Annotated in this window: 20 protein-coding genes; 6 read left to right on the forward strand and 14 right to left on the reverse strand. The window is 64.2% G+C overall.

What is annotated here, in order from left to right; translation table 11 throughout:
• The first annotated feature begins 324 nt into the window (after window positions 1-324).
• Window positions 325-3435 carry a bifunctional proline dehydrogenase/L-glutamate gamma-semialdehyde dehydrogenase PutA gene (gene putA / locus AC3A3G_RS15165; protein WP_487488609.1) on the forward strand — a complete coding sequence of 1037 codons (3111 nt, stop codon included), beginning with the start codon at window positions 325-327 and terminating at the stop codon, window positions 3433-3435.
• Between the two features lie 3 nt (window positions 3436-3438).
• Here the strand turns inward: putA and AC3A3G_RS15170 are convergent, their stop codons facing one another.
• Complete coding sequence (locus AC3A3G_RS15170; RefSeq protein ID WP_487488610.1) at window positions 3439-4026, reverse strand: acyltransferase; 588 nt, start codon at window positions 4024-4026, stop codon at window positions 3439-3441.
• 15 nt (window positions 4027-4041) lie between these two features.
• Window positions 4042-4761, reverse strand: a complete 720-nt coding sequence (gene phbB, locus AC3A3G_RS15175) for an acetoacetyl-CoA reductase (RefSeq protein ID WP_487488611.1) — start codon at window positions 4759-4761, stop codon at window positions 4042-4044.
• 218 nt (window positions 4762-4979) lie between these two features.
• Here phbB and AC3A3G_RS15180 point away from each other — a divergent pair, with 218 nt between their 5' ends.
• Window positions 4980-6254, forward strand: a complete 1275-nt coding sequence (locus tag AC3A3G_RS15180; protein WP_487488612.1) for a glycosyltransferase family 4 protein — start codon at window positions 4980-4982, stop codon at window positions 6252-6254.
• 9 nt (window positions 6255-6263) lie between these two features.
• Window positions 6264-7067 (forward strand): hypothetical protein, encoded by an 804-nt coding sequence (locus AC3A3G_RS15185; protein ID WP_487488613.1) that lies wholly within the window; start codon window positions 6264-6266, stop codon window positions 7065-7067.
• A gap of 12 nt (window positions 7068-7079) precedes the next feature.
• Here the strand turns inward: AC3A3G_RS15185 and AC3A3G_RS15190 are convergent, their stop codons facing one another.
• From AC3A3G_RS15190 to AC3A3G_RS15220, 7 genes are all read right to left on the reverse strand, one after another.
• Window positions 7080-7799 carry an ABC transporter ATP-binding protein gene (locus AC3A3G_RS15190; RefSeq protein WP_487488614.1) on the reverse strand — a complete coding sequence of 240 codons (720 nt, stop codon included), beginning with the start codon at window positions 7797-7799 and terminating at the stop codon, window positions 7080-7082.
• Complete coding sequence (locus AC3A3G_RS15195; RefSeq protein WP_487488615.1) at window positions 7796-8965, reverse strand: KpsE/RkpR family capsule polysaccharide export protein; 1170 nt, start codon at window positions 8963-8965, stop codon at window positions 7796-7798. Before AC3A3G_RS15195 ends, AC3A3G_RS15190 begins: the two co-directional genes overlap by 4 nt.
• Window positions 8966-8990: 25 nt before the next feature.
• Window positions 8991-9794 carry an ABC transporter permease gene (locus AC3A3G_RS15200; RefSeq protein ID WP_487488616.1) on the reverse strand — a complete coding sequence of 268 codons (804 nt, stop codon included), beginning with the start codon at window positions 9792-9794 and terminating at the stop codon, window positions 8991-8993.
• Between the two features lies 1 nt (window position 9795).
• Complete coding sequence (locus AC3A3G_RS15205) at window positions 9796-11205, reverse strand: tetratricopeptide repeat protein (protein ID WP_487488617.1); 1410 nt, start codon at window positions 11203-11205, stop codon at window positions 9796-9798.
• A 122-nt stretch (window positions 11206-11327) separates the two neighbouring features.
• Window positions 11328-12662: a glycosyltransferase family protein gene (locus AC3A3G_RS15210; RefSeq protein WP_487488618.1), complete on the reverse strand. Its 1335-nt coding sequence runs from the start codon at window positions 12660-12662 to the stop codon at window positions 11328-11330.
• A complete protein-coding gene (locus tag AC3A3G_RS15215; protein WP_487488619.1) occupies window positions 12659-14002 on the reverse strand; it encodes a glycosyltransferase family protein in 1344 nt (447 codons plus the stop codon). The genes AC3A3G_RS15210 and AC3A3G_RS15215 overlap by 4 nt, the downstream gene beginning before the upstream one ends.
• Complete coding sequence (locus tag AC3A3G_RS15220; protein WP_487488620.1) at window positions 13995-15188, reverse strand: glycosyltransferase family protein; 1194 nt, start codon at window positions 15186-15188, stop codon at window positions 13995-13997. Before AC3A3G_RS15220 ends, AC3A3G_RS15215 begins: the two co-directional genes overlap by 8 nt.
• Window positions 15189-15338: 150 nt before the next feature.
• Here AC3A3G_RS15220 and gmd point away from each other — a divergent pair, with 150 nt between their 5' ends.
• Both gmd and AC3A3G_RS15230 read left to right on the forward strand, forming a co-directional pair.
• Window positions 15339-16322 (forward strand): GDP-mannose 4,6-dehydratase, encoded by a 984-nt coding sequence (gmd, locus tag AC3A3G_RS15225; RefSeq protein WP_487488621.1) that lies wholly within the window; start codon window positions 15339-15341, stop codon window positions 16320-16322.
• A gap of 13 nt (window positions 16323-16335) precedes the next feature.
• Window positions 16336-17445 (forward strand): DegT/DnrJ/EryC1/StrS family aminotransferase, encoded by a 1110-nt coding sequence (locus AC3A3G_RS15230; RefSeq protein WP_487488622.1) that lies wholly within the window; start codon window positions 16336-16338, stop codon window positions 17443-17445.
• Window positions 17446-17457: 12 nt separating this feature from the next.
• On the opposite strand, the gene AC3A3G_RS15235 is transcribed toward AC3A3G_RS15230, so the two are convergent.
• Both AC3A3G_RS15235 and AC3A3G_RS15240 read right to left on the reverse strand, forming a co-directional pair.
• Entirely contained in the window at window positions 17458-18372 is a 915-nt protein-coding gene (locus AC3A3G_RS15235; RefSeq protein ID WP_487488623.1) for a hydroxymethylglutaryl-CoA lyase, read from the reverse strand.
• A complete protein-coding gene (locus AC3A3G_RS15240; RefSeq protein WP_487488624.1) occupies window positions 18369-20075 on the reverse strand; it encodes an ArnT family glycosyltransferase in 1707 nt (568 codons plus the stop codon). Before AC3A3G_RS15240 ends, AC3A3G_RS15235 begins: the two co-directional genes overlap by 4 nt.
• Window positions 20076-20179: 104 nt before the next feature.
• On the opposite strand from AC3A3G_RS15240, the gene AC3A3G_RS15245 reads away from it, so the two are divergent.
• Window positions 20180-20917 (forward strand): glycosyltransferase family 2 protein, encoded by a 738-nt coding sequence (locus AC3A3G_RS15245; RefSeq protein WP_087141108.1) that lies wholly within the window; start codon window positions 20180-20182, stop codon window positions 20915-20917.
• Between the two features lie 213 nt (window positions 20918-21130).
• On the opposite strand, the gene AC3A3G_RS15250 is transcribed toward AC3A3G_RS15245, so the two are convergent.
• The 3 genes from AC3A3G_RS15250 to trhA all read right to left on the reverse strand — a co-directional run bounded on the left by AC3A3G_RS15250 (window position 21131) and on the right by trhA (window position 22902).
• Window positions 21131-21496 carry a hypothetical protein gene (locus AC3A3G_RS15250; protein WP_125902062.1) on the reverse strand — a complete coding sequence of 122 codons (366 nt, stop codon included), beginning with the start codon at window positions 21494-21496 and terminating at the stop codon, window positions 21131-21133.
• 7 nt (window positions 21497-21503) lie between these two features.
• Entirely contained in the window at window positions 21504-22085 is a 582-nt protein-coding gene (phaR, locus tag AC3A3G_RS15255) for a polyhydroxyalkanoate synthesis repressor PhaR (RefSeq protein ID WP_200168587.1), read from the reverse strand.
• Window positions 22086-22206: 121 nt separating this feature from the next.
• Complete coding sequence (gene trhA, locus AC3A3G_RS15260) at window positions 22207-22902, reverse strand: PAQR family membrane homeostasis protein TrhA (protein ID WP_200168554.1); 696 nt, start codon at window positions 22900-22902, stop codon at window positions 22207-22209.
• Between the last annotated feature and the right edge of the window lie 90 nt (window positions 22903-22992).

Consider the following 22992-nt stretch of genomic DNA (forward strand, 5'->3'; position numbering starts at 1 on the left):
GGTTACGTCGAGATTCCACCATGATAGACGACACTTCAGACATCAGTCGCCGTATGCACTCCCAATCATATATGCGCTGGCCTTGAGCCGTTTCGCGGAGGCGAAACTTCTAGACGCTCCGCATGACGAAGGCGAGACGGCATGATAGGAGGCGAGCTTCGGTTCGTTCACCTCTTCGGGAGCGGCGGCGCTTGATCGGGCTGTTTCAGGGCGACTCTTCAGGCGCGCTAGGTGCGATCGAAGACTATCCAATGAATGTCACGATCATACGATGCACATTCGGGTGAAACCGCCATATACGCGGAAATTCATAGGATGAGAGTCATGACGCCGACCGATCTTCGCCATTGGGATGAGCTGGACCGGAACAAGTACCGGGACGAACGTGAGGTGGTGGCCGAACTGCTGGCCTCCGAACCGCTGACGCCTGACGGTCGTGCGGCGGTCCTGAACGATGCTGTCGGCCTGGTCGAAAGCGCCCGCAAGAGCCAGAAGCGCCAGGGCGTGGTCGAAAGCTTCCTGCAGGAGTTCAGCCTGGGCACCCGCGAGGGCCTGGCCCTGATGTGCCTGGCCGAGGCCTTGCTGCGCACGCCGGACGCGGGCACCCGCGACCGGCTGATCGCCGAGAAGATCGGTTCGGCCGACTGGGCCTCGCACCTGGGCCAGTCGGACAGCCTGTTCGTCAACGCCTCGACCTGGGGTCTGATGCTGACCGGCAAGCTGGTCGATGTCGATGACGAGGCCCGCAGTGACCTGCCGGGTTTCCTGAAGCGCATCGCCGGCCGTCTGGGCGAGCCGGTCATCCGTCAGGCCGTCGCCACCGCCGTGAAGATCATGGGCGAGCAGTTCGTCGTCGGCCGCACCATCGAGAGCGCGCTGAAGCGGTCGGACCGCGAGGAATGGCTGTGCAGCTTCGACATGCTGGGCGAGGGCGCCCGCACCGCCGCCGACGCCGAACGCTATGAAAAGATCTACGCCGACGCCATCGAGGCCGTGGGCAAGACCGCCAAGGGCGAAGGCCCTGAGCGCGGCCACGGCGTCTCGGTCAAGCTGTCGGCCCTGTCGCCGCGCTATCAGGCGGTGCAGGAGGACCGGGTGTGGGAAGAGCTGTACCCCCGCATTCTGCGTCTGGCGCTGATCGCCGCCAAATACGACATCAACTACACCATCGACGCAGAAGAGGCCGACCGTCTGGCCCTGTCGCTGAAGCTGCTGGAGCGGCTGGCCCGCGAACCGGCGCTGGGCGACTGGCAGGGCCTTGGTCTCGCCGTTCAGGCTTATCAGAAGCGCACGACCGAGACGGTGGCCAAGCTGGCCGAACTGGCCAAGTCCTCGGGCCGCCGCCTGATGGTGCGTCTGGTCAAGGGCGCCTATTGGGACACCGAGATCAAGCTGGCCCAGGTCAACGGCCGCACCGACTATCCGGTGTTCACGACCAAGCCGGCGACCGACCTGAACTATCTCGTCTGCGCCAAGGCGTTGATCGAGGCCTCTCCCCACATCTTCTGCCAGTTCGCCACCCACAACGCCCACACCCTGGCCGCGGTGCATCGCATGGCCGCCGATCGCGGCGTGACCATCGAGTTCCAGCGCCTGCACGGCATGGGCGAGGCCCTCTATGACGGGGCTAAGGCCGAGTGGGGCGACGTGGTCGTGCGCGCCTACGCCCCCGTCGGCGGCCACGAAGAGCTGCTGCCCTACCTGGTGCGCCGCCTGCTCGAGAACGGCGCCAACTCCTCCTTCGTCCACGCCCTGTTGGACGAGCGCGTGCCTGCGGCCGACGTGGCCGCCGATCCCATCACCTCGGTCGAGGCTCAGCCCGACCGCCATCCGAAGATCCCTGTACCCATGAACATCTACGGTGACCGTCAGAACTCCCTCGGCCGCGACTATTCGCAGGCGACCGACCGCGAGCGCCATGCGGCCGCCCTGGAGCGCGTCGACAGCGAGAAGCTGACCGCCGGCCCGATCATCGGCGGCAAGCTGCGCGCCGGCGTGAATCCGCAGGACGTCACCAACCCCTACGACCGCACCCGCATCCTGGGCCATGTCTCGGAAGCCTCGGTCGAGGACGTCGACGCCGCCGTCAACGCCGCCGCCAACGCCCAGTTCGCCTGGGATCGCCTGGGCGGCGCAGGCCGCGCGCCCGTCCTGCGCGCCATGGCCGACGCCCTGGAAGCCGACCTCGATCGTCTGGTCGCCCTGCTGTCGCGTGAAGCGGGCAAGACGCTGAACGACGGCGTGGCCGAGGTGCGCGAAGCCGCCGACTTCTGCCGCTACTACGCCCTGCTGGCCGAGCGCGATTTCGGCGGCCGCCAGACCCTGAAGGGCCCGACCGGCGAGACGAACGAACTGGTCCTGCACGGCCGCGGCGTCTTCGCCTGCATCAGCCCGTGGAACTTCCCGCTGGCCATCTTCACCGGCCAGATCGCCGCCGCCCTCGCCGCCGGCAACGCCGTGGTGGCCAAGCCCGCCGAGCAGACGCCGCTGATCGCCGCCGAAGCCGTGCGCCTCTACTACAAGGCCGGTCTGAACCCCGACCTGCTGGCTCTGGTCCCCGGTCGCGGCGAGACCGTCGGCGTGGCCCTGACGGGCCATCCGGGCATCGACGGCGTGGCCTTCACCGGCGGCACCGACACCGCCTCGAGCATCAATCGCGGCCTGGCCGCGCGTCCGGGCGCCATCATCCCCTTCATCGCCGAGACGGGCGGCTTGAACGGGATGTTCGTCGACACCACGGCGCTGAAGGAACAGATCATCGACGACGTCATCCTGTCGGCCTTCGGCTCGGCCGGTCAGCGTTGTTCGGCCCTGCGCGTCCTCTATGCGCCCAAGGATTCGGCCGACGCCCTGATCGAGGGTCTGAAAGGCGCCCTGGCGGCCCAGGTGCTGGGCGACCCGACCGACGCCAAGACCGACATCGGCCCGGTGATCGACGCCGAAAGCCGCGCCAACCTGGAAGCCCACGTCGAGCGCCTGTCGAAAGAAGCCAAGATCATCGCTCGCGCCGAACTGCCGGCCGGCGCGGACAAGGGCGACCTGTTCGCTCCGACCATCGCCGAGATCCCGACCCCGGACTTCCTGGAGCGCGAAGTCTTCGGCCCGATCCTGCACGTCTACCGCTATGAGCCGAAGGATCTGGAGAAGGTCGCCGGCAAGTTGGCGGCGCGCGGCTTCGGCCTGACGCTGGGCGTCCACAGCCGCATCGACGCCTTCGCCAGGGAAGTGATGGAGCTGGTCCCGGCGGGCAACGTCTACGTCAACCGCTCGATCATCGGCGCGGTGGTCGGCGTGCAACCGTTCGGCGGCGAAGGCCTCAGCGGCACCGGCCCCAAGGCCGGCGGCCCCAACAGCCTGATCCGCTACGCCGCCGAAAAGGCCATCAGCATCAACATCGCCGCCCAGGGCGGCGATCCGGCGCTACTGAACCTGTAGACGTCAGCAGCGGGATGCGGCCTCCAGCTGGGATTCTTTCTCCAGGAGATCATGCTTTCTGGCCGCCAGCCGCTTGCAGGGCGCGCCAGAATAAATGCCCCAAGGGTCAAGGTTCTTGTTGACCATCGAGAGGGCGCCGACGGCGGAGCCCTCTCCGATGGCGCAGCCGGGCAGCACGATGCTACCCGAGCCGATGATGACGTGCCGGCCGAGCACGATCGGCGCGCGCTTGACGGCGGTATAGGCGGCCGGAACGGTGGGATTGGTCAGGGCGCGGCCGGTGTAGTCGTCGCTGGCTGAATATAGGGACACGCCGCCAGAGAGGCCGACAAAGTCCTCCATCGTGACGCCACCGGCGCCGCCAATGTAGGAGCCGCCGCCGATATGGACATAGCGGCCGACCTTTACGAAACCGGACACCGCGACGATGGACGTATAGCTGTCGATGCGGACGTGATCACCCAGTTCGATGTTGTGGAGCCCGATGATGGAACAATCTTTAGCGACCTTGACGTTGTCACCAACCGATCGGAAGCCGAAGGTCCGAAGTTCGGCGGACAGATAGTAGCCGGCGTCGAAGGGGTTATTCATAGAAACGATCCTTGTTCAGCTCAGGTATTGGCCGCCGTTGACGTTGAGCGTTTCGCCCGTGATGAAGCTGGCGTCCTGGCTGACCAGAAAAGACACGCAGCGGGCGACATCTTCGGGGCGTCCCAGTCGACCGATAGGAATCTGATCAGCAATCATGGCCAAGGTCTCGGGCTTAAGAGCCGACAGCATCGGCGTGTCGATATAGCCGGGTGCCACTACGTTCGCTGTAATGCCCTTTCGAGCGCCCTCGAGCGCCAGCGATTTGGTGAACCCAATAACGCCGGCCTTGGCGGCAGCGTAGTTGGCTTGGCCGAATTGGCCCTTGAGGCCGTTGATGGAGCTGATGTTGATCACCCGACCGAAGCCGCGCTCGCGCATGCCGTCCCATACCTGCCGGGTCATGTTGAAAAGGCCATCGAGATTGGTCGCCATGACTTTTTCCCAGTCGCCCTCCGAGAGCTTGTGAAATGGGGCGTCGCGGCAGATGCCGGCGTTGTTGACCAAGGTGTCCACTGGTCCCACCGTGGACTGCACTTGCTCAACCACCAAGGCGCATTCCGCCATCTTGGTAACGTCGCACTGGAGCGTTTCGATGCCGAGTTCGTCGCGGCAACGTGTAGCGGCTTCTTGATCGCCCCCGAAAAGCGCAGTGACGTGAAACCCGTCGGCTAACAGTTGGCGACACACGGCCAACCCAATGCCGCCGGTTCCTCCCGTCACAATCGCGGTGCGCATGAGCTTCTCCATGTCTCAGTGGTAATTCGTATTTCTAGGCTGATCGCACGCGAGTCGAATCATCAAGCTCTAGGGGCTCATGTGTCTATCGCTTTCCAGATGCACTTTGCATAGATAGGGGGCCGGTGATTCTCCCTACCTTGTGAGTGCTCCGTTTAACGTGTCGCAAGAATAGGGGGAGCGTGGGTATGACGACAGTTTGCGTTGACGGTGCGAACATGAGTCTGGCCAAAGGCTCGGGCATCGCTGTCTATGGTCGAAACCTCCTTCAAGCATTGAATGAACTTGGTTATGATACCCAGGTGCTTTTCGGCCCTGCCGCGCCGAGGCATCCAACCGATTTCATGAATGAGGTCGCGATCACGGACGCGGCCAGAACGCAGGTGAAAAGAGGGACGAGGAGGGCGCTCTCGACGTTGACTGCCCGGTTCGGCGTGACGGCCTATCCTGTAGTGCCTTCAGGCTTGGTGCAGTGGCCTGATCGCGGGCCTCTGAAGCCAGCTTCGGACAGCTTCTGGTCCTCGCGGGATCTGTACAATCTGTCCGTCAGGGCGTTCCGACACTACCGATCCATGGTTCCCGTGCGGTTTGATCCGGAGGCTAGCGGAGTCGATGCGCCGGACATCTGTCACTGGACCGCGCCCTTGCCTATGCGGGGACGCAGGGCGGCGAACGTCTACACCTTTCACGACTTGATCCCGCTGCGGCTGCCCCATTCCACCTTGGACGACAAGCGCGCCTTTTTCGACCTGTGCAAGGAGATCGTCCAGAGCGCCGATCATATCGTGACGGTTTCGGAAACTAGCCGCGACGACGTCATCCAGATGTTCGGCGCGGATCCGGATCGGGTCAGCAACACCTATCAGGCTGTCGACATCCCGCAGGAGATCCTGGCCCAGGACGTCGATGAGGTTGCCGCCCTGCTGGAAAAGGACTTTTCGCTGAGCTGGAAGGACTACTATCTGTTCTTTGGCGCCATTGAGCCCAAGAAGAACGTGATGCGGGTCGTCGAGGCCTATCTGGCCTCTGGCTCCAAACGGCCGCTGGTGATCGTGGCCGGGCGTTCTTGGCTCGCGGAACCGGAGACGGATATCCTTGTACAGATGGCGAGGCCGGAGTCGTTCGGGGCTGGTATCAGGCGTCTGGAATACTTGCCTGCGTCGTTATTGCGTGTCGTGGTGAAGGGGGCCAGAGCGACGCTGTTTCCTTCCTTGATCGAGGGTTTCGGCCTTCCTGTGCTGGAGGCCATGCAGTTGGGAACAGCCGTGCTCACCTCCAATAGCGGGGCGTTGCGGGAAGTCGCTGGCGAGGCCGCGCTGGCGGTCCATGCCCTAGATACGTCAGCCATCACCGCTGCGATCACCGCCCTAGATCGGGACGACGACTTGCGAGAACAGTTGGAGGCGAAAGGCCGTTTGCAGGCAGCCAAATTCGGTCCGGCGGCTTATAAAGAGCGCTTGTCCGCAGTGTATTCGGCGCTGGGTGCGTCGTAAGGTGAACAGATGACTTTGAAGCAGCCGATCGCAGCAACAGCGCTCCGCCGGTGCGTGTTCATCTTGCCGGGAGCGACTAATCCCGTGTGGGACGCGCCCCTGGCTACGAAAGACGGCGAGATCCTCGTCACCCGCAGCGTATCGGAGGCATTGGCCTTTGCTCCGGATCAATGGGGCTTGGTTGTTTCCGGCCTTTGGGAGCCCGCCGAAGACGAGGAGTTTGAGATTGCCCGGATTCGGGATTTGTCGCGGGCGCTGGCCGCCGCGGCCGACGGCTGCGGCGCCCCTGTGTTGATCAATGACAATCCGATGGCGGCTCCTACGGCGGGAATCGGGGCCATCTTTGAGGAAGGGACGACGAACCATATCGACGCCAGCGCGCTGCCAGGCGCCTTGTCGATGTATGCAACGGGGCGCCCGGTCAAGGGCGCTAAGGCGATGCTTGCCTTCAGCTTGCTCAAGTACGGCGCAGGCGTCATCGTGTCCGGCGCCGACCAAGTGAGGCTGGATCTGACGGGTCGCGCCAGGCCCCTGATCGGCGGCCCCTATCTCAGCCTCTCGACGGGGACGTGGCGTGTGAATCTGACCTTCTCAGTGTCTGACTTCTTGGCCAGCCGGACACTACGCTTCGAATGGGGGCCGATGTCGGGTGGCGTCTCGCAGGAGTTCGCCTTTGACAAGGCGGGCCGCTATGAGCTCGACCTCGACGCGGAATGGGAAAAGGCCGACTTCTGCGAAGTACGCGTGGCACTGCCGACTGGGGCGTTCGCTGGTCGTTTTGAGCTGGAAGCCTGCGTCATCCAACGGCTTTAGGCGATGCGGCGGCTACGGGGCGTGAAGCCAAGTGTAGACATCTATCGCTTCGTCGACGTCGTCGAAGAATTTGGCTTGGCCGCTTTCGACAATCAGGGCTCGGTGGCAAACACTTTTTACGGCTGACATGTCGTGAGAAGCCATGATGAATGCCCTGTCGTTTCGCTCTGCGAACAGTTCTTTCTGGCATTTTTCGGCAAACCTCGCATCGCCGACAGAGATCAGCTCGTCGATCATGTAGCAGTCGAACTCGATTGCGATCGACAGGCCGAATGCGAGCCGGGCGCGCATGCCTGATGAGTAGTGCTTCACGGGCTGGTGAAGCGCACTTCCGAGTTCGGCAAAATCATCCACACGTTCGACCAGCTGGGCATAGTCGCGATCGTACAGGCGGGAGAGAAAGCGAATGTTGTCCAGACCGCTGAGGCTGCCCTGAAAACCGCCGCCGAAGCCGATCGGCCAGGATGGGCGCATCTTCCAGCTTATCACCCCCTCGTCGGCCGGCAGCACGCCGCCGAGGATTTTGATGAGGGTGGATTTCCCCTGACCGTTCCGTCCCAGAACGGCCAGGCGTTCGTCCCGCGCCAAGGTGAAGCTCAAGTTCTTGAACAGGGTTTTTCCGGGCCCCTTGTGACCCGGATAGCTCTTGCGCAGGTTGACGACCTCAAGGCCAGCAAGCCTGACGGGAGACTGGCTTCCCGTCAGGGAGGCGTCGATTTGAGCGGTCGTCATCCTTGTTGGTGTTCCCGGAGGCCCGCTACGACAAGCAAGCCGACGCCATATGCGATCAGCAGGCTGAGGAAGATTGTCAGGATATGACGCAGGCGCCTCGGCTCAGAGGCGTCGGTGGGCAAGTTGGGGTTGACGATCCGATCAAGGTAGAGTTGCTGCCGGCGCGCGTCGATCTGGCTGTTGTCCAGGGCCGTACGGGCTGCCGCGACCGAACGCTCGGCGTATTCCCGGTCTAGGGCCAGAGACTCGTAGGTGGCGAGCTTGGGGGCTAGAGACTCGGTGGTGCCGGCGATCTTCGCGCGCTCGACCTCAATCTGGGCTTCATAGGCCGCGATGCGGCGGTTGAGGATTTCAAGCTGGGGGCTTTGCGGCGCGGACTGTGCAAGTTGGCTGCGTTCAGCCCTCATCGTCGCCACTTCTGACATCAGGCCGCCGATGAGTGCGGAGCTTTCGACCGCTGCGCGGGTCGGATCGATGATGCGCTCTTGGTTGCGGAAGCTCGTTAGCTTGAGCTGGGCTTCGGTGAGCCTGGCTTCGGCGTCGGCCAGATCGCGCGTAGACTCCCTCACGGCGCCTTCGTTGGCGCGGGCGTTGAGTTGATTAACCAGCTTCTCGCCGCCGTCCAGCAGTACCGTCGCCATCTCTCGCGCATCTTGCGGACGGAAGGCCTTGACACGCAGGGTGCTGATGCCGGTCGTTGAGTCGTAGGACACTGTCACGAACCGCTTCATGGACTTGTGGAGGGTATCGGTCGTCGAACTCTCCCACGGGCGCGGGAAGCGCGAGATCGGATCCACGCCCGGACGCGCGAGAATCGCCGCCAAATCGGTTTTTCGGCCGAGGTCGGCCGCTGCGTCGCGGGATTTCATGTATTCGTGAACCGAGAAGGCGTCGGTCTGCGTGGAGGAGAGGCCAACGCCCTGAAGCGCGAAGCCTAAAGGCGAAGGTTGTTCGCGGGAAGCCTGTCGAACTACGAAGCGCGTTTCCGAGACATAGGCGGGCGTCGCGATAAAAAGATAATAAATGGCGGCCAGCAGCGTCGGAACGACGACCAGCAGGACGAACGAAAGAGGAATACGCCGCCAAAACTCGCGACGCGCGGCTGCGTCCTGGCGGGCGTCCGCCGTGTCGGCGGCGCCGATGTAGGTGAGCTTTGCATTACTCATTGGGGGATCCTGGTCCAAGCCGAGGCTATTCTAAATCAACGTGTTTTTTGGCCGGCGCGATAAGAAGCAACCCGGCGAGAGTGAGGCCAGCGGCCCAGGCTATGGCGTAGGTCGGATTATAATATGGTTTCACCGCGCTGCCAAAGACGCCGCCCCTGACCATTTCGACCGCGTGCACGATCGGCACCGCCATGATGGCGTCGCGATAGTGGGGCGGGAGCCAGGCCATCATGACGAATACGCCCGACAGCGGGATCAGCCCGTAGGAAAGCAGGGGAGCGATGCGTTCGAACAGTTCAGATCGCAACGCCAGCCCGGCGAAGCAAAGAGCCAGGCCCACGCCGATCCAGCTTAGCAACATCCAGCCGCCATAGAGCAGCATAGGATCATCCGGCAGTGTCATCTGTTCCGTGACCACCAAGGCGAAATAGACGACGATGAAGGACAGCGTCGTACTTAAAATTTCAAGGGCGCAACGGGACGCGTAAATATGCAGAACCGAGATCTTGCGATGGTACAGAAGCCCAACGTTAGCTTGCAACGCGTTGAGATTCGCAGCCACTAGATGTCGCAGCAGCAAGAGGCAGCTGTAACCAGTCATCACGAAGGCGGCGATGCGGATTCCGTGCTCGTACGGAGGCTTGATGAGTGACCACATGAGGATCACCCCGAAGCAAAAGAGCAGCGGCTCGCCAATCAGCCAGAGCAGCCCCAGCCCCTGGCGTCCGTACCGGGTGATGGTTTCCCGCATCATCAGCGCGCCGATGATTTTGATATGCGTTTCGATATGAGACATCATTGTGCGCTTGGGAACGCTCACGGATGTCATGTCAGATTTCCCTGAGCGCATCCGCATTGTCCGGGCCTAGCCGGACGGCGGTGTCATAGGCGTTGAGCGCTCCGGCGAGGTCGCCCTTGAGCTTGAGGGTGTGTCCAAGCTGAAGCCAGGCGTCGGAACTCAGGGGGATCAGGTCGAGCGCGCGGCGATAGGCCTGTTCGGCGCCAGCCAGATCGCCGCTTTCCTTCAGGGCGTGACCGTACTGAACAATGAGACGTCCGTCCTGACGTTGATCCGCAAGCTTGCGGTAGCGTTCGGCGGCTTCGTGCCAGCGCCGAGCTTTCATCGACTTCTGTGCCTGGACGATCTTCTGCCGGAGCAACCAGGCCTGAAAACCGGTGGGCGTCGGCGGCGTGGGGGGGCGTGTCGTCAGCTCCGGCAACTGGCGTCCTAGATCTCCGAGGCTGTGGCGCAGTTCGATGTGGTCGGGGCGGACCTTGAGGCCGCCCATGAAGACTTCGGCGGCCAGATCGCTCTTGCCCCGGTTCTTGAGCAGATGACCGAGATGCAGCGCCGTATCGACGTCCGAAGGATCAATCGCGAGCGATCTGAAATAGGCCCTCTCAGCGAGATCAACCTGCCCGTTTTCCTTCAGGGCGTGCGCGAACTGCTTCCACGGCGCGGGGCGACGCGGATGATAGGATAGGTAGCTGCGATAAAGGGCGACGGCGTCAGACCAACGGGCCGCCTTGAAGGCTTCGCGCGCAGCGATTTGCATGCTTCGGGCCTTGGCCGTATCAAGCCGTCCTTGGCGAGTGAACTGCGGCAAATCCTCTCCTGCGGCGATCGGGGACGCGGCAGACGTTGCGACTGGTTGTGAAGGCTCTGGGCGGGTTGCTTGCGACGGGGCCGACACCAGTTGCTTGCGATGACGCGCAGCGTTGGCCTGAAGTTCGTTCTCCAGATCGGCGCGCTCATCCACGAGCTGGGCGATACGATTGAGATGCTCGATGCGCATAATCTCGAGCGCCTTACGGCGTTCGCGTTCGGTCTCCAACTCGGCCTTTAGGTCAAGGTCGGCCCGTGTCGTCGCGCTCAGTAAAGCCAGTTGGCTGCGGTGGCGTGCGGCGTTGGCCTGAAGCTCTTGTTCAAGGTCCAAATGTTCTTCAAAGAGACGCGCGATGCGACGAGCTTGTTCGGCGCTCCGCCCCGTTGCCGCATCTCCAGTAGAAACTGTTCGACTCGCCGCTTCGGATAGGTTCGCCTCTGCGATGGACTTGAGAAGGCTCTGAATCGAGCGACGCAGGGCCGGAGGCACGGCGTCGCTGCCCACTGATGTCAACGCGGCGCGAAGCTTTTCGGCGGATGCGTCGATCACAGACAGAATCTCGAGTGCGATGGAGGCATTCGATTCGGATTTCGCTGCGGTACGTCCTCGACCCGAGTGAATTTGTTTAGTCATATAAACCCATCCGTCGCGCCTGATCTCGCGTTGAGATTCTGACGATTGGCTAGTTAAAGCGCCCTGTCGGCTTTGGAAAGCTGCGCTTACAAATTCCAGACAGTTCGCTGTCAGGCCTTGATTCAGCGCGCGCCGCCGCGACGGCGCGAGGTCCGGTCGAATTCGCCGATTGTCGCCGCAGCGACGTAGTCGCGGGCGACATCTTGCCATGTGCGCTTGCTTAGAATTTCGTATTCGGCCAGTTGCTTGGCCTGAACGGCGTCCCTGTTTGCGAGCACGCTCTGAATCAACTTTGCCAAGCCCACGGCGTCGTTCGGGTCGAAAACCCAAGGCGCCAGCCCCGGCGATCCGGCGATCAACTCTTTCGTGTGGGGGCCATCTCCCATCAAGCAGGGCGTGCCGACGCTGACCGCTTCATAATAGGGAAACACGCCTCGCCCGCCTTCGAAGATCGAGGAGTGCACGGCGACAGCGGCGCAATGATAGAAGGCGGCGTGGACGTCCCGAGGCAGGTCCGTCATGGAAATGAGGTCGGCTGCGAACATTTCGCGCTCGAGCAGGGCGGGCAGCGGCGTCCAGGTCGCGCCGAAATGAATCGGCGCCGTCATGAACATCTTGATGTTGACGCGCTCCTCGCGAACGAGTCGGCGTACGGCCTCGGCGATGATGCGGATGTTTTTCGTAACGCGGTCCTGGGTCGAAATCGCCACATAGTCGACTTCCTCGAAGGGGAAGTTGGCTAGATGCCCGATGCCGTGCTTTGTTGCATAGGCGCGGAGTAAATCCGCCGCAGCGCGGCGACTTTCGGGCGTCCGCTGCCGTTTGGGGGCGTAGGGTGCCAGATGTTGCAGGTCGGGCGGTGCGTGGGGTACGACTCGGACCTTCTCGGCAGGAACGCCGAAAAGGCGCTCGCCGTGATCCTTGGCGACATGCTCCGAGAAGGTGATGACGCGGTCGGCGCCGTCGAGCATCGTCTTTACGGCGTCTCGCCAGCGAACATGGTAACCGGCCGGCCCCCATGCGCCTGCATCGACCGTGGGGTAGGCGACCGGAATCCCGTCAGGGAAGATCGCCGCTACCGGCGCGTCGAGCAGAAGGGCATGTTGGAACTGCGGATAGAGCACGATCCAGCCCTCGACAGGCACATTTCTGTTTGCGAACGTAGCCAACTCGGAGAAGCTGTTGGAGACGGCTGAGTCATTGGGACATTCGATCGTGTAGTCCACGCCCTCTACTGCGGACAGCGTCGCGAGATCCTTGCGAACCTCTTCTCGCAGGGGGTCGATCATGATGATGCGGAAAATAAACTCTCCGCTCTGGGCCGCGCCTTCGATGATGTAGCCTAGTAGGCGCGTCATGCCTTCGTTGGTCCATCGAGCGCCCGGAACCCACTCGGTCCAGACGCCGACGGAGACGCGTTTCGAGGCGGGCGTCTGCGTTTTGCCAGTGGCGGTCATGCGCACTGCTTCTCCTGGCGATCCGTGCCGAGAGCCGCCTGCGCATAGGCCCGCGCGACCTGGTCCCAGCCGCGCTTGCGGCGATTTTCGTAGGCAGGCACCTGAAGGCGCCATGCCTTGTCAGGATCAGACATGACGTTGCGGATCAGGGCGATCATCGCCTCGATGTCATACGGATCGAACGTCAGCGGCTCGAGTTCGGGCGCTGTTTCTAGAAGTTCCCTTACATGGGGGCCGACGCCCATGATGCAGGGCGTTCCGATGCTCACCGCTTCATAGAAGGTCAGGGTGCCAACAATGCCTTCGTAAAAAGTCGGGTGAATGATTAGCGAGGCGCAGTGGAACAGCGCCGCGTGAACCTCTCGCGGAAGATCCGGCAGGGACAGGATGTCCCGATGAGTTTGCTGGCTCTCCACGACGCCCGGGAAGAGCGTCCACGACGCGTCCGAATGGACCGGCGCGGTGGTCACTAGCTTGATGTTCTGCCGGTCGCGGCGAACCATTCGATGAATCGCCTCGGCCGCGCGGCCGACATTTTTAGTGACCCGGTCTTGCGTGGCAAGCGCCACGAACGGCGTTTCCTCGAATGGGAACTGTCGCAGATAGTCGATGCCCTTGACCGCTGCATAGTCGCGCAAGATGCCTGCGGCTTCCTTGCGCGTCTCGGGCGTCTTTTGCCGATTTTCGATGAAGGGCAGGATCGGCGCTAAGTCCGGCGGCGCGTGCGGCACGACGCGGATGAGATCGCCGTCCAGGCCAAGCAGCTTCACGCCGTGGCGATTGGCCACATGCTTGGAGTGGGCGATGACCGCTTGGGCGTCAGCCAGGGTGTCGTGGGCGATCTTACGCCATGCTACGAACTCACCCTCCGGACCCCAGTGGTGGGCGTTGTCCCACCCGATCGGGAAGTCATAGGCGATGGCGTCCGGCAGCATCGCCACCTTGCGCTGCTTCAGCAGTCGCGATCCCGTAAAATGCGGGAAGGTGTTGATCCAGCCATCGACCTTGATGTGATCATTGGCGTAGGCGGCGAGAAGCGCAGGCATCGCGGCGCGTCCCGAGAACTGATGAGAATACCGGGCTTGCCACTGTTGCTCAAAGTCTCGCGTAGGCTCATCGACCACCCAGTCGATGTTTTCACGGGCGTGCAGCGTGCGCAGATCCGTGCGCACGGTTTCAGCCATCCCCCTCGGCACCAGAACGTGGAAGGTGAACTCGCCGCTCTCGGCGCCACCTTCGATCAGGAAGCCGACGATGCGAGAAATACCTTCGTTGGCCCAGCGCGAGCCGGGCGGCAGTTCGCTCCATACGCCGATCTGGGCGCGTTCGACGTTAAGCAATACCGCCTCCCCACAGACTTTCGATCAGCGGTCTCCATCCGTCCGATTCGTCCTTCGTCGAAGCGGATCGGCGAGGGAGAGCGGGCGCGCCTTCCTGCTCCGCCGTCGCCAAGGCGTCGGCGATCAAGGTGGCTTCCGATCGGTCATACAGTACGGACGGCACGCCCAGGTTGTCAGCGAGATGTTCGTTTTGGGGGTAGCGGAGACCGATAAACGGCAACTCCGCAGCTGCGGCGCGCAACAGGCCGTCATTTTCCGCCTGGGCGAGCGCGCTGGACCAGATAAAATCAGACCGCGCGATCACGCGTTGCAGATCGGCTTCGCCGGAAATGGTCTCGAACTGCATGGTCGTCGTCGGGCGTCGCGATCGGGTCGGCACGTCGGCCAGCGCTAGTTGCCCTTCAATGGGATCGAAGGCGTAGGCGCCCTCGCCGGCAACGATGACGTCAAAGGTGCCGCCTTCGGCCTGATAGATACGAAGGCCCTCGAGCGCGTTGACGAGATCATGTTGAGCGTTGGGCTCGACCAGCCACAACAGGGTCTGTCGCTCTGAGTTCGGGGCGCGTCGCTTCTGTGTGAAGGGTGGCAGAAGTTGGGGCGTTTGCAGGATGCGGCTGCGGCGAACCCCGGCGTAGCCCGACACGTCGTCGGCCGTCGATGCGTCCGAGACGAACACGGCGCGAGCCTGCCTCATAGAGCGGAACGCGTGGGCCTGTCTGACCCAATAGATGGAGTGAACGTCTGGCGCGAACGCCTGGGGCACATAACGTTCCGCCAAGTCCTGCACGTAGTAGGCTGTCGGCTTAATGTGGAAGACCGCGCCCTGTCCCGAGGCGGCGAAAACGATCCACGCGTCGCAATCGACGAAATTCCAACCCCAGTCTCGCGGCAGGGCGCAATCGGGGACCATTTCAAGCTCGAAGCGGCAATCAGGGAACATGCGTTGGGCCATGTCGATAGGCGCGCGCTCCCAGCCGAGATGACGCACGACCGCGCCGGGCGCGCCCTCAAGAAGCTCGGCTTCTTGTCGGCGCCATGTGGTCTCATCCGTGCGGGGCAGGCCGATCGCTACCTCGATTGGGCGCCCCGTCGGGCATTTTTCCCGCAAGAGAGCCGCGGCAAGCTTTTGAGCTCGCCATCTCCAGCCGGTGCCAGCGTTCTCGGGGAGAAGGATCGCGATCTTCAACTGCAACTCACTGGATGCTTGAAACCATGGGCGGTCTCTTAGGTGTTTTGATTTCAGCTGGCAAATTTCGAGATCTCTTTTTTCAGGGTGAGGTTGGCCTCGCGAGAGAAGGCGTTTAGGGAGGGGCTGCCATTAAATCTGGAGGCGTGGGTGCCGAGAGCGCTGATTACAGGAATTACGGGCCAAGACGGGGCCTATCTTGCAGAGTTTTTGCTCGGCAAGGGTTACGAGGTATGGGGGATGGCGCGCCGCTCTAGTACTGGTGGTCTTCATCTGGACCGTCTTGAGTGGTTGGGCGTGCTCGACCGTGTGAATATCGTCGAAGGCGATATTGCGGATATGTCTAGCATCATGCGGATTATTTCCGAATGCCAGCCTAATGAAGTTTACAATTTGGCTGCGCAGTCTTTTGTCGCGACATCTTGGCAGCAACCGCACTTAACGGCTGATGTCACGGGCCTGGGCGTTCTCAACGTGCTTGAGGCGCTTCGCATACTCAAGAGCGAGGCGCGCTTCTATCAGGCGTCGTCGTCGGAGATGTTCGGCCTGATCCAGCACCAGGAGCAGAGCGAAACCACGCCCTTCTATCCGCGCTCGCCCTACGCCGTCGCCAAGCTTTACGGCCACTGGATCACAGTGAACTATCGCGAGAGCTTCGGCATGCACGCCAGCTCCGGCATCCTGTTCAATCACGAATCTCCACTGCGTGGTGAAGAGTTCGTCACGCGCAAGGTCACCGCCGGGGTCGCGAAGATCAAGCTAGGTCTCGAGAAGGAGATTCGGCTCGGCAACATCCACGCCAAGCGAGACTGGGGGCACGCCCGCGACTATGTCCGCGCCATGTGGCTGATGCTGCAGCAAGAAGCGGCGGACGACTACGTTGTCGCCACTGGGCGTACCTGGACAGTCGAGCACATGCTCAACATCGCATTCGACCATGCTGGCCTGAAGGTCGGGGACCACCTAGTGATTGATCCCGCCCTGTTCCGCCCAGCGGAGGTGGATGTCCTGCTCGGCAAGCCGGACAAGGCAATCGCCAATCTCGGCTGGGAGCCGACCATCAGCCTGGAGGCCATGATCTGTGAAATGGTCGACGCCGATATCGCGCGGCTGAAGCGCCGCATGCACGCCTAACCGGAAGTCCTTCATGTCGTCCAAGATCAGCGTGGCCGCTCCGAAGTTTTCGGGGGCCGAAAAAGTCTATGTAAACGAGGCTCTGGAAAGCACCTGGATTTCATCCAGGGGCCCCTTCATCGAGCGGTTCGAGGCGGCTGTCGCCGAAATGGCCGGAACCCGGCACGCGATCGCGTGCAACAATGGGACGACATCTCTGCACCTCGCCTTGGCGGCTATGGGGGTGGGGCCGGGTGATGAAATCATCATGCCGGCTCTCACCTATATCGCGACGGCCAACTGTGTTCGCTATTGCGGCGCTACGCCGGTCCTCGTCGATAATGATCCGCGCACCTTCAATGTGGATCCGGCGGCGATTGAGCAGGCCGTGACGCCCCGCACCAAGGGCGTCATGGTGGTTCACCTGTACGGCCAGTCGGCGGACATGGCCCCCATTCTTGAAACGGCGGATCGTCTGGGCCTTTGGGTGCTAGAGGACGCGGCGGAAGCGCACGGGGCCCGCTATCGCGGACGTCCGGTAGGCGGCCTCGGTCGCTGCGGCAGCTTCAGCTTCTTCGGCAACAAGATTGTTACGACCGGTGAGGGCGGTGCGGTCACCACTGACGACGACGATCTGGCCACCCGTATGCGGCTGTTGCGCAGCCAGGGCATGGATGCCGATCGTCGTTATTGGCACCCGGTAGTCGGTTATAATTACCGCATGACAAATTTGACCGCGGCGATCGGCGTGGCGCAAATGGAACGGTTGCCAGAAGCGCTCGAGAAGCGCCGGGCCATCGCAGCGGCTTACGAGGAGCGTCTGGCTGGTCTGGCGGGCCTGATCGAACAGCCTTTCGTCGCCGGCGACTGCGAACACGCTTACTGGATGTACACCGTCATGTTGGGTGACGCCGTCAAGGCGACACGGGATGAGGTCATGGCGATGATGGAGGCCGACGGCATCGAGACTCGGCCGATCTTCTATCCGATCAACCAGATGCCGCCCTACTTCAACCCTGATCTGAAGGTGCCGAACGCGGACCGTTGCGCGTCGCGGGGGATGAACTTGCCGACGCACGAACAGCTCTCCGAAGCTGACATCGATCGCGTTTGCGAGACGTTGAAACGGATCGTTTGCGTCTGACATCAACGAATCTTAGGGGCGCCACCCCCCCGCGCGGCTGAGCGCGCTGGGGTTGGGTTTGCCGATCTGGGCGCCGATCCAGCGGGCCGTAGCGATCAGGGCGTCCAGGTCGTAGCCGGTCGAATAGCCGGCGCGCTCCAGCATATAGACCAGATCCTCGGTGGCGATGTTGCCGGTCGCGCCCGGCGCGAAGGGGCAGCCGCCGATGCCGCCGACCGAGGCGTCCAGCACGTCGACGCCGGCTTCCACGCCCGCATAGGCGTTGGCGAGGCCCGTGTTGCGGGTGTCGTGGAAATGCAGGCGCAGCGTCGCGTTCGGCGCAGCCTGGCGGGCGGCCTCGACCTTTTTCGTCACGCTCCACGGATCGCCGACGCCGATGGTGTCGGCCAGGGCGATCTCCTCGACGCCCAGGGCGGCGATGCGGGCGACCAGGTCGCTGACCTGCTGCACCGAGACCTCGCCGTCGAAAGGGCAGCCCCACACGCAGGACAGGGTGGCCGACAGCTTGGGCGTCGCGCCGGGCGCGCCTTCTGCGTTGGCGCGACCCGCCACGATCTCGGACAGCATCTGCACCTGCTGGTCGACGCTGAGGCCCTGGTTCTTCAGGCCGAAGCCGTCGGTGACGGACATGGCGACGTTGACCTCGTCGACGGCCGTGCCCAGGGCGCGGTCGTAGCCCTTGCCGTTCAGGACGAGGCCGATGCGGCTGCGCCCTTCAGTGCGGGGCAGGGCGGCCATGACCTCTTCGGCCCCCGCCATCTGAGGCACGTATTTGGGGTGGACGAAGCTGACGGCTTCGATGCGCCTGGCCCCGGCCGCTTCAAGGCGCTGGACGAAGTCGGCGCGGACGGCCGGCTCCAGCACCGTCTTTTCGTTCTGAAGGCCGTCGCGCGGGCCGACCTCGACGATCTGGATGAGGCGGTTCATCGGCGGGTGCTCACTTGGTTCGGGCTTCTCTGGCTCAGGCTTCTCTGGCCCGATCCGGCGGGCGCATAGACGGTCAGGCGGACGTCGTCGCCCGAGGAATAGTTGTGGCCGCTGACCACGCCGACGGCCCGCCCGGCGGCGCCCAGATCGGCCAGGGCGCGGCGGAAGGCTTCGTCGTCGCGAGCCTCGACGATGGCGGGGCGGCCCTCGGCCAGGGCGCGCGCGGCGCCGGCGCCGTCGGTCAGTTGGGTGTCCTTGCCGGTCAGGAAGACGAAGCTGGGCTCATGGAAGGTGGTGATGGCCACCGGCCCCGGATAGCGGCCCTGAGCCGGGTTCAGCTCTGCCGAGTCCAGCGTCTGCACCAGGCGCGGCGCGATCGACAGCGGACGCAGCTGGCGGATGGTCCCGGCAAGGCCCGCATGGGCCAGAACGCCGAAGACGATGGCGATCAGCACCCCGGTGATCGCCGCGCGGTTGACCAGCAGGAAGCCGCCCACGGCGGCGGCCATGACGGCGAAGACGATGGTGACCGTGGCCCAGGTCTGGGCGGTCGAACGGCCGAACTCGGTCAGGCCGTAGACGGTGATCAGGCAGATGACCACGGCGGCGAACAGGCCCAGCAGCGCGCCGGTCACGCGCGAGACCTTGCCGATCGGCTGGGTCAGGGCGGCGGCGGCCAGCAGGGCGATCGCCCCGAAGGTCGGCAGGGTGTAGTGCCACAGCTTGGTCGGGGCCAGCTCGAACATCAGCCAGGCCGGGACCAGCCAGCAGATGGCGAAGCGGATCGCGGGCTCGGCCCGGCGATGCCAGCCGGTCGACAGGGCGGCGGGCAGCATCAGGGTGACGGGGAACAGCAGCAGCGGCGACAGCAGCACATACATGCCGGGGAAGCCGCCGTGGCTTTCGTGCGCGCCCGCGATCTTGGGCGCCAGATCGCCGCCGATGGCCTCGCGCCAGAAGCCGCCGTCGGTGGCGATGGTGATGGCGATGGCCCACGGCCCGACCAGCAGGGCCACCAGCGGCAGACCCCAGCCCCAGCCGAGTTGGCCCAGCCACTTGATGTTCCGGTCCCACAGCGACAGGGCGATGATGGTCAGGGCCACGACCAGCAGGCCGATCGGTCCCTTGATCAGGATGGACAGGCCGATGCCCGCCCAGAACAGCAGCTTGTGCAGCCGGTCCGCCTTCTCGCCCGCCCGCGTGGACATGTAGATGCGCGCCAGCGCCGCCATCGACAGGGTGGTCAGGCCCGCCAGCATGGCGTCGGTCTTGGCGATGCCCGCCTCGGTCGACAGCAGGAAGGTGGCGCCCAGCATGACGCCCGCCAGGAAGCCCGCCCTCTGGCCGAACAGGGCCGCGCCCGCCCAGGCCACGGCCCAGGCCGCCAGCATGGCCCCCAACAGCGACGGCAGGCGATAGGGCTGGATGTTGCGGTCCTCGACGTCCGAGGTCGCGGCCACGGCCGCCGCCTGCATCCAGTAGATGCCGATGGGCTTCTTCCAGCGCGGATCGTCCTGGAAGCGGATGTCGACGTAATCGCCGCCTTCCAGCATCTGGGCGGTCGCCTGGGCGAAACGGCTCTCGTCCCGATCCAGCGGCGGCAACAGCATCAGGCTGGGCAGGCCGGCGATCAGGGCCAGCAGGGCCGCAAGGACGGGGCCGCGCCAGCCGGCGATGTAATGATCCAGGTTCGGGCGGTTCATGCCGCTGTCGTATCACGCCGGGTGCGGCCCCCGGAAGCTTCACCTTCTTCACCGGCTGTGGACGCGCCGTTTCGCCGAGGCGCGGCGTGCGCTAAAGAGCGTCGATGATCGACCGCTCCGCTTCTTCGCCCGACATTTCCGTCGTCGTGCCCGTGCATGACGAATCCGGCGCCGCCGTGCCCTTGGCGCGCGAAATCGCCGAGGCCTTCGCCGGGCGGTCCTATGAGATGATCTTCGTCAACGACGCCAGCCGGGACACGACCCTGGCCGAGCTGCAGGCGGCGATGGCCGAATTGCCCGCCTTGCGGGTGCTGTCGCACGGGACCAATGCGGGGCAGAGCCGGGCGGTGCGCACCGGCGTCCTGGCCGCGCGGGCGCCGATCGTGGTGACGCTGGACGGCGACGGCCAGAATCCGCCCGCCGATGCGCCGCGTCTGGCCGACGCCCTGCTGGCCGCGCCGCCCAGCGTCGCCCTGGTCGGCGGGGTGCGCGCCAAGCGTCAGGACACCAACGCCAAGCGCCAGGCCTCCCTGTGGGCCAACCGCATCCGCAAGAAGCTGCTGGGCGACGACGCCGACGACACGGGCTGCGGGCTGAAGGCGTTCCGCCGCGACGTCTTCCTGCGGCTGCCCTACTTCGATCACATCCACCGCTATCTGCCCGCCCTGATGATCCGCGAGGGGTATGAGAACCGCTACCTCGACGTCGATCACCGCCACCGCGAAACGGGCCGGTCGAAATACACCAACTGGGGGCGGCTGCGGGCGTCCTTCTCGGACCTGCTGGGCGTGATGTGGCTGAAGTCGCGCTCGCGCCGTCCGGGGGACGTCAGCGAGTTCTGAGGTTCCCTCCTTTCCCCACCGCCGTCATCCTCGGGCTTGACCCGAGGATGACGGCAGAAGAGCAGGGGCCCCGTCGCGCCTAGCTGAACGCCAGAAAGATCACCGCCACCACGGTGACGTCGAGCAGGCGGGCGGCGAGGCTGAAAACGGCGGGCATGGCGCGATCCGAAGGCGGTTGAGCCTTGGCCTACGCAAGTCGGGCGCCAGTCGGTGTCAGATCTCGGTCTTGCGCGATCGTCCCGGCGACGGGCGTCGGTCGTGCCGCCCCGAATATTCCCGGCCCAGATAGGTGGTGCGCGCGGCGTCCAGCACCGGAACGCCGCCCTTCAGCCCGCGCTTCTGCCCCGACTGACCCAGCACCTGGGCGGCGAAGGCGGCGGGCGGCGGGGGCGGGGTGACGGCAGGCTTTGCCGGGGAGGCGGCAGGATCGGCCGCCTCTTGCGACGCTTCAGCTTCGGTCGGGACCAGGGCGCGCGCGCGCCGCCTCTCGCGATGGCGGCGGTCGCCTTCGCGGCGGTCGTCCACGACGGGGTCGTTCAGCGGCCCCGACGCGCCGATAGGACGGATTTCATCCGTCACCTCGGCCTCAGCCCTTGGACTGGGCGAGGCGGTCGATCTGAGCCCGCATCTCGTCCATCTGGCGGCGCATCTCGTCCAGCGCCGCGCCTTCCTTGGCCGGTTCAGCCTTGGGTTCGGCGGCGGGCGCTTCGGCCGCCTCGCCTTCCGGGCGGGCGTGGGCGAAGCCGGGGAACATCCGCATGGCGCGCTCGAACATGGCCATGTTCTGGCGCACGGCCTCTTCCATCAGATTGCCGCCGGGCGCGGCGGCGAAGGCGCGCGTGAACTGGCCGCGCAGCTGCTCCTGCTGGCGCGTGAACGTATCCAGCGACATCTCCAGATAGGACGGCAGAACCCCCTGCATGGAGTTGCCGTAAAAGCCGATCAGCTGACGCAGGAACTGCACCGGCAGCAGGGCCTCGCCCCGGCTTTCCTCCTCGAAGATGATCTGAGTCAGGATCTGGCGCGTCAGATCGTCATTGGTCTTGGCGTCATAGACGACGAATTCCACGCCCTCGCGCACCATGCGGGCCAGATCGTCCAGCGTCACATAGGCGCTGGTGGCGGTGTTATAGAGCCGCCGGTTCGCATACTTCTTGATGACGACCATGCCGTCACGGGTTTTTCCGCCCTCGGATTTCTTGTCGGTCACGCTTGTTCTCGCGATGTTGCAACGCCCAAGCATCCCGCATTGCGCGCGCGAAGGCGAGTCCCGTCTTTGCCGCGGCGTTTCAGGCCTGGACCAGCACCACGCCGATCAGTACGGCGGCCCAGTGCACGCCCGCGCCGGTGACGACGAAGCCGTGCCAGATGGCGCGGCGGAACTTCACCTTCTGGCTGATGAAGACGAAGACCCCGGCCGTATAGATCAGCCCGCCTGCGACCAGCAGGCCAAGCGCCAGCGGGTGCACCGTCTCGATCATCGGCTTCAGCGCGAACACCGCCACCCAGCCGAACAGGACGTAGATCACGCTCCAGAAGGCGTCGGACAGGCGCGGCGCCAGCATCTTCACCCCCGCGCCGACGATGGCCATGGTCCACACCGCCAGGGTGAAGCCCACGGACCAGGCGCCCTCGAACCGCACGGCGGTGAAGGGGGTATAGCTGCCTGCGATCATCAGGAAGATGGCCGCCTCGTCCAGCCGTCGCAGCACGGGCCGCGCCGCGCACGGATGGGTTAGGTTGTAGACGGTCGAGGCCGTCAGCATGGCCACCAGACACAGGGCGTAGATCGCCGTCGAAACGGCCGCGCCCACGCCCGCATAGACGCTGGCCAGTACTGCCAGCACCACCCCGCCCGCCGCCGCCAGCGCCAGACCCACGACATGCACCCACAGATCGGCCAGCCGCTCGGCCCGCGTCTGATAGTGTTCGATCATGTCCAGATCGTCGGGGGTGCAGATCCGGCGGGCGATAGCTTTCAGCAAGATCACGTCTCCTTCCCCTTCTGAAAGCACGGCGTGGGGCATCGTTCCCGGCGGATGCTGCGGCGCGGCGATGACGTTTTGCTGATTGCT

The organism is Brevundimonas sp. Soil_N_31, from assembly GCF_057655995.1.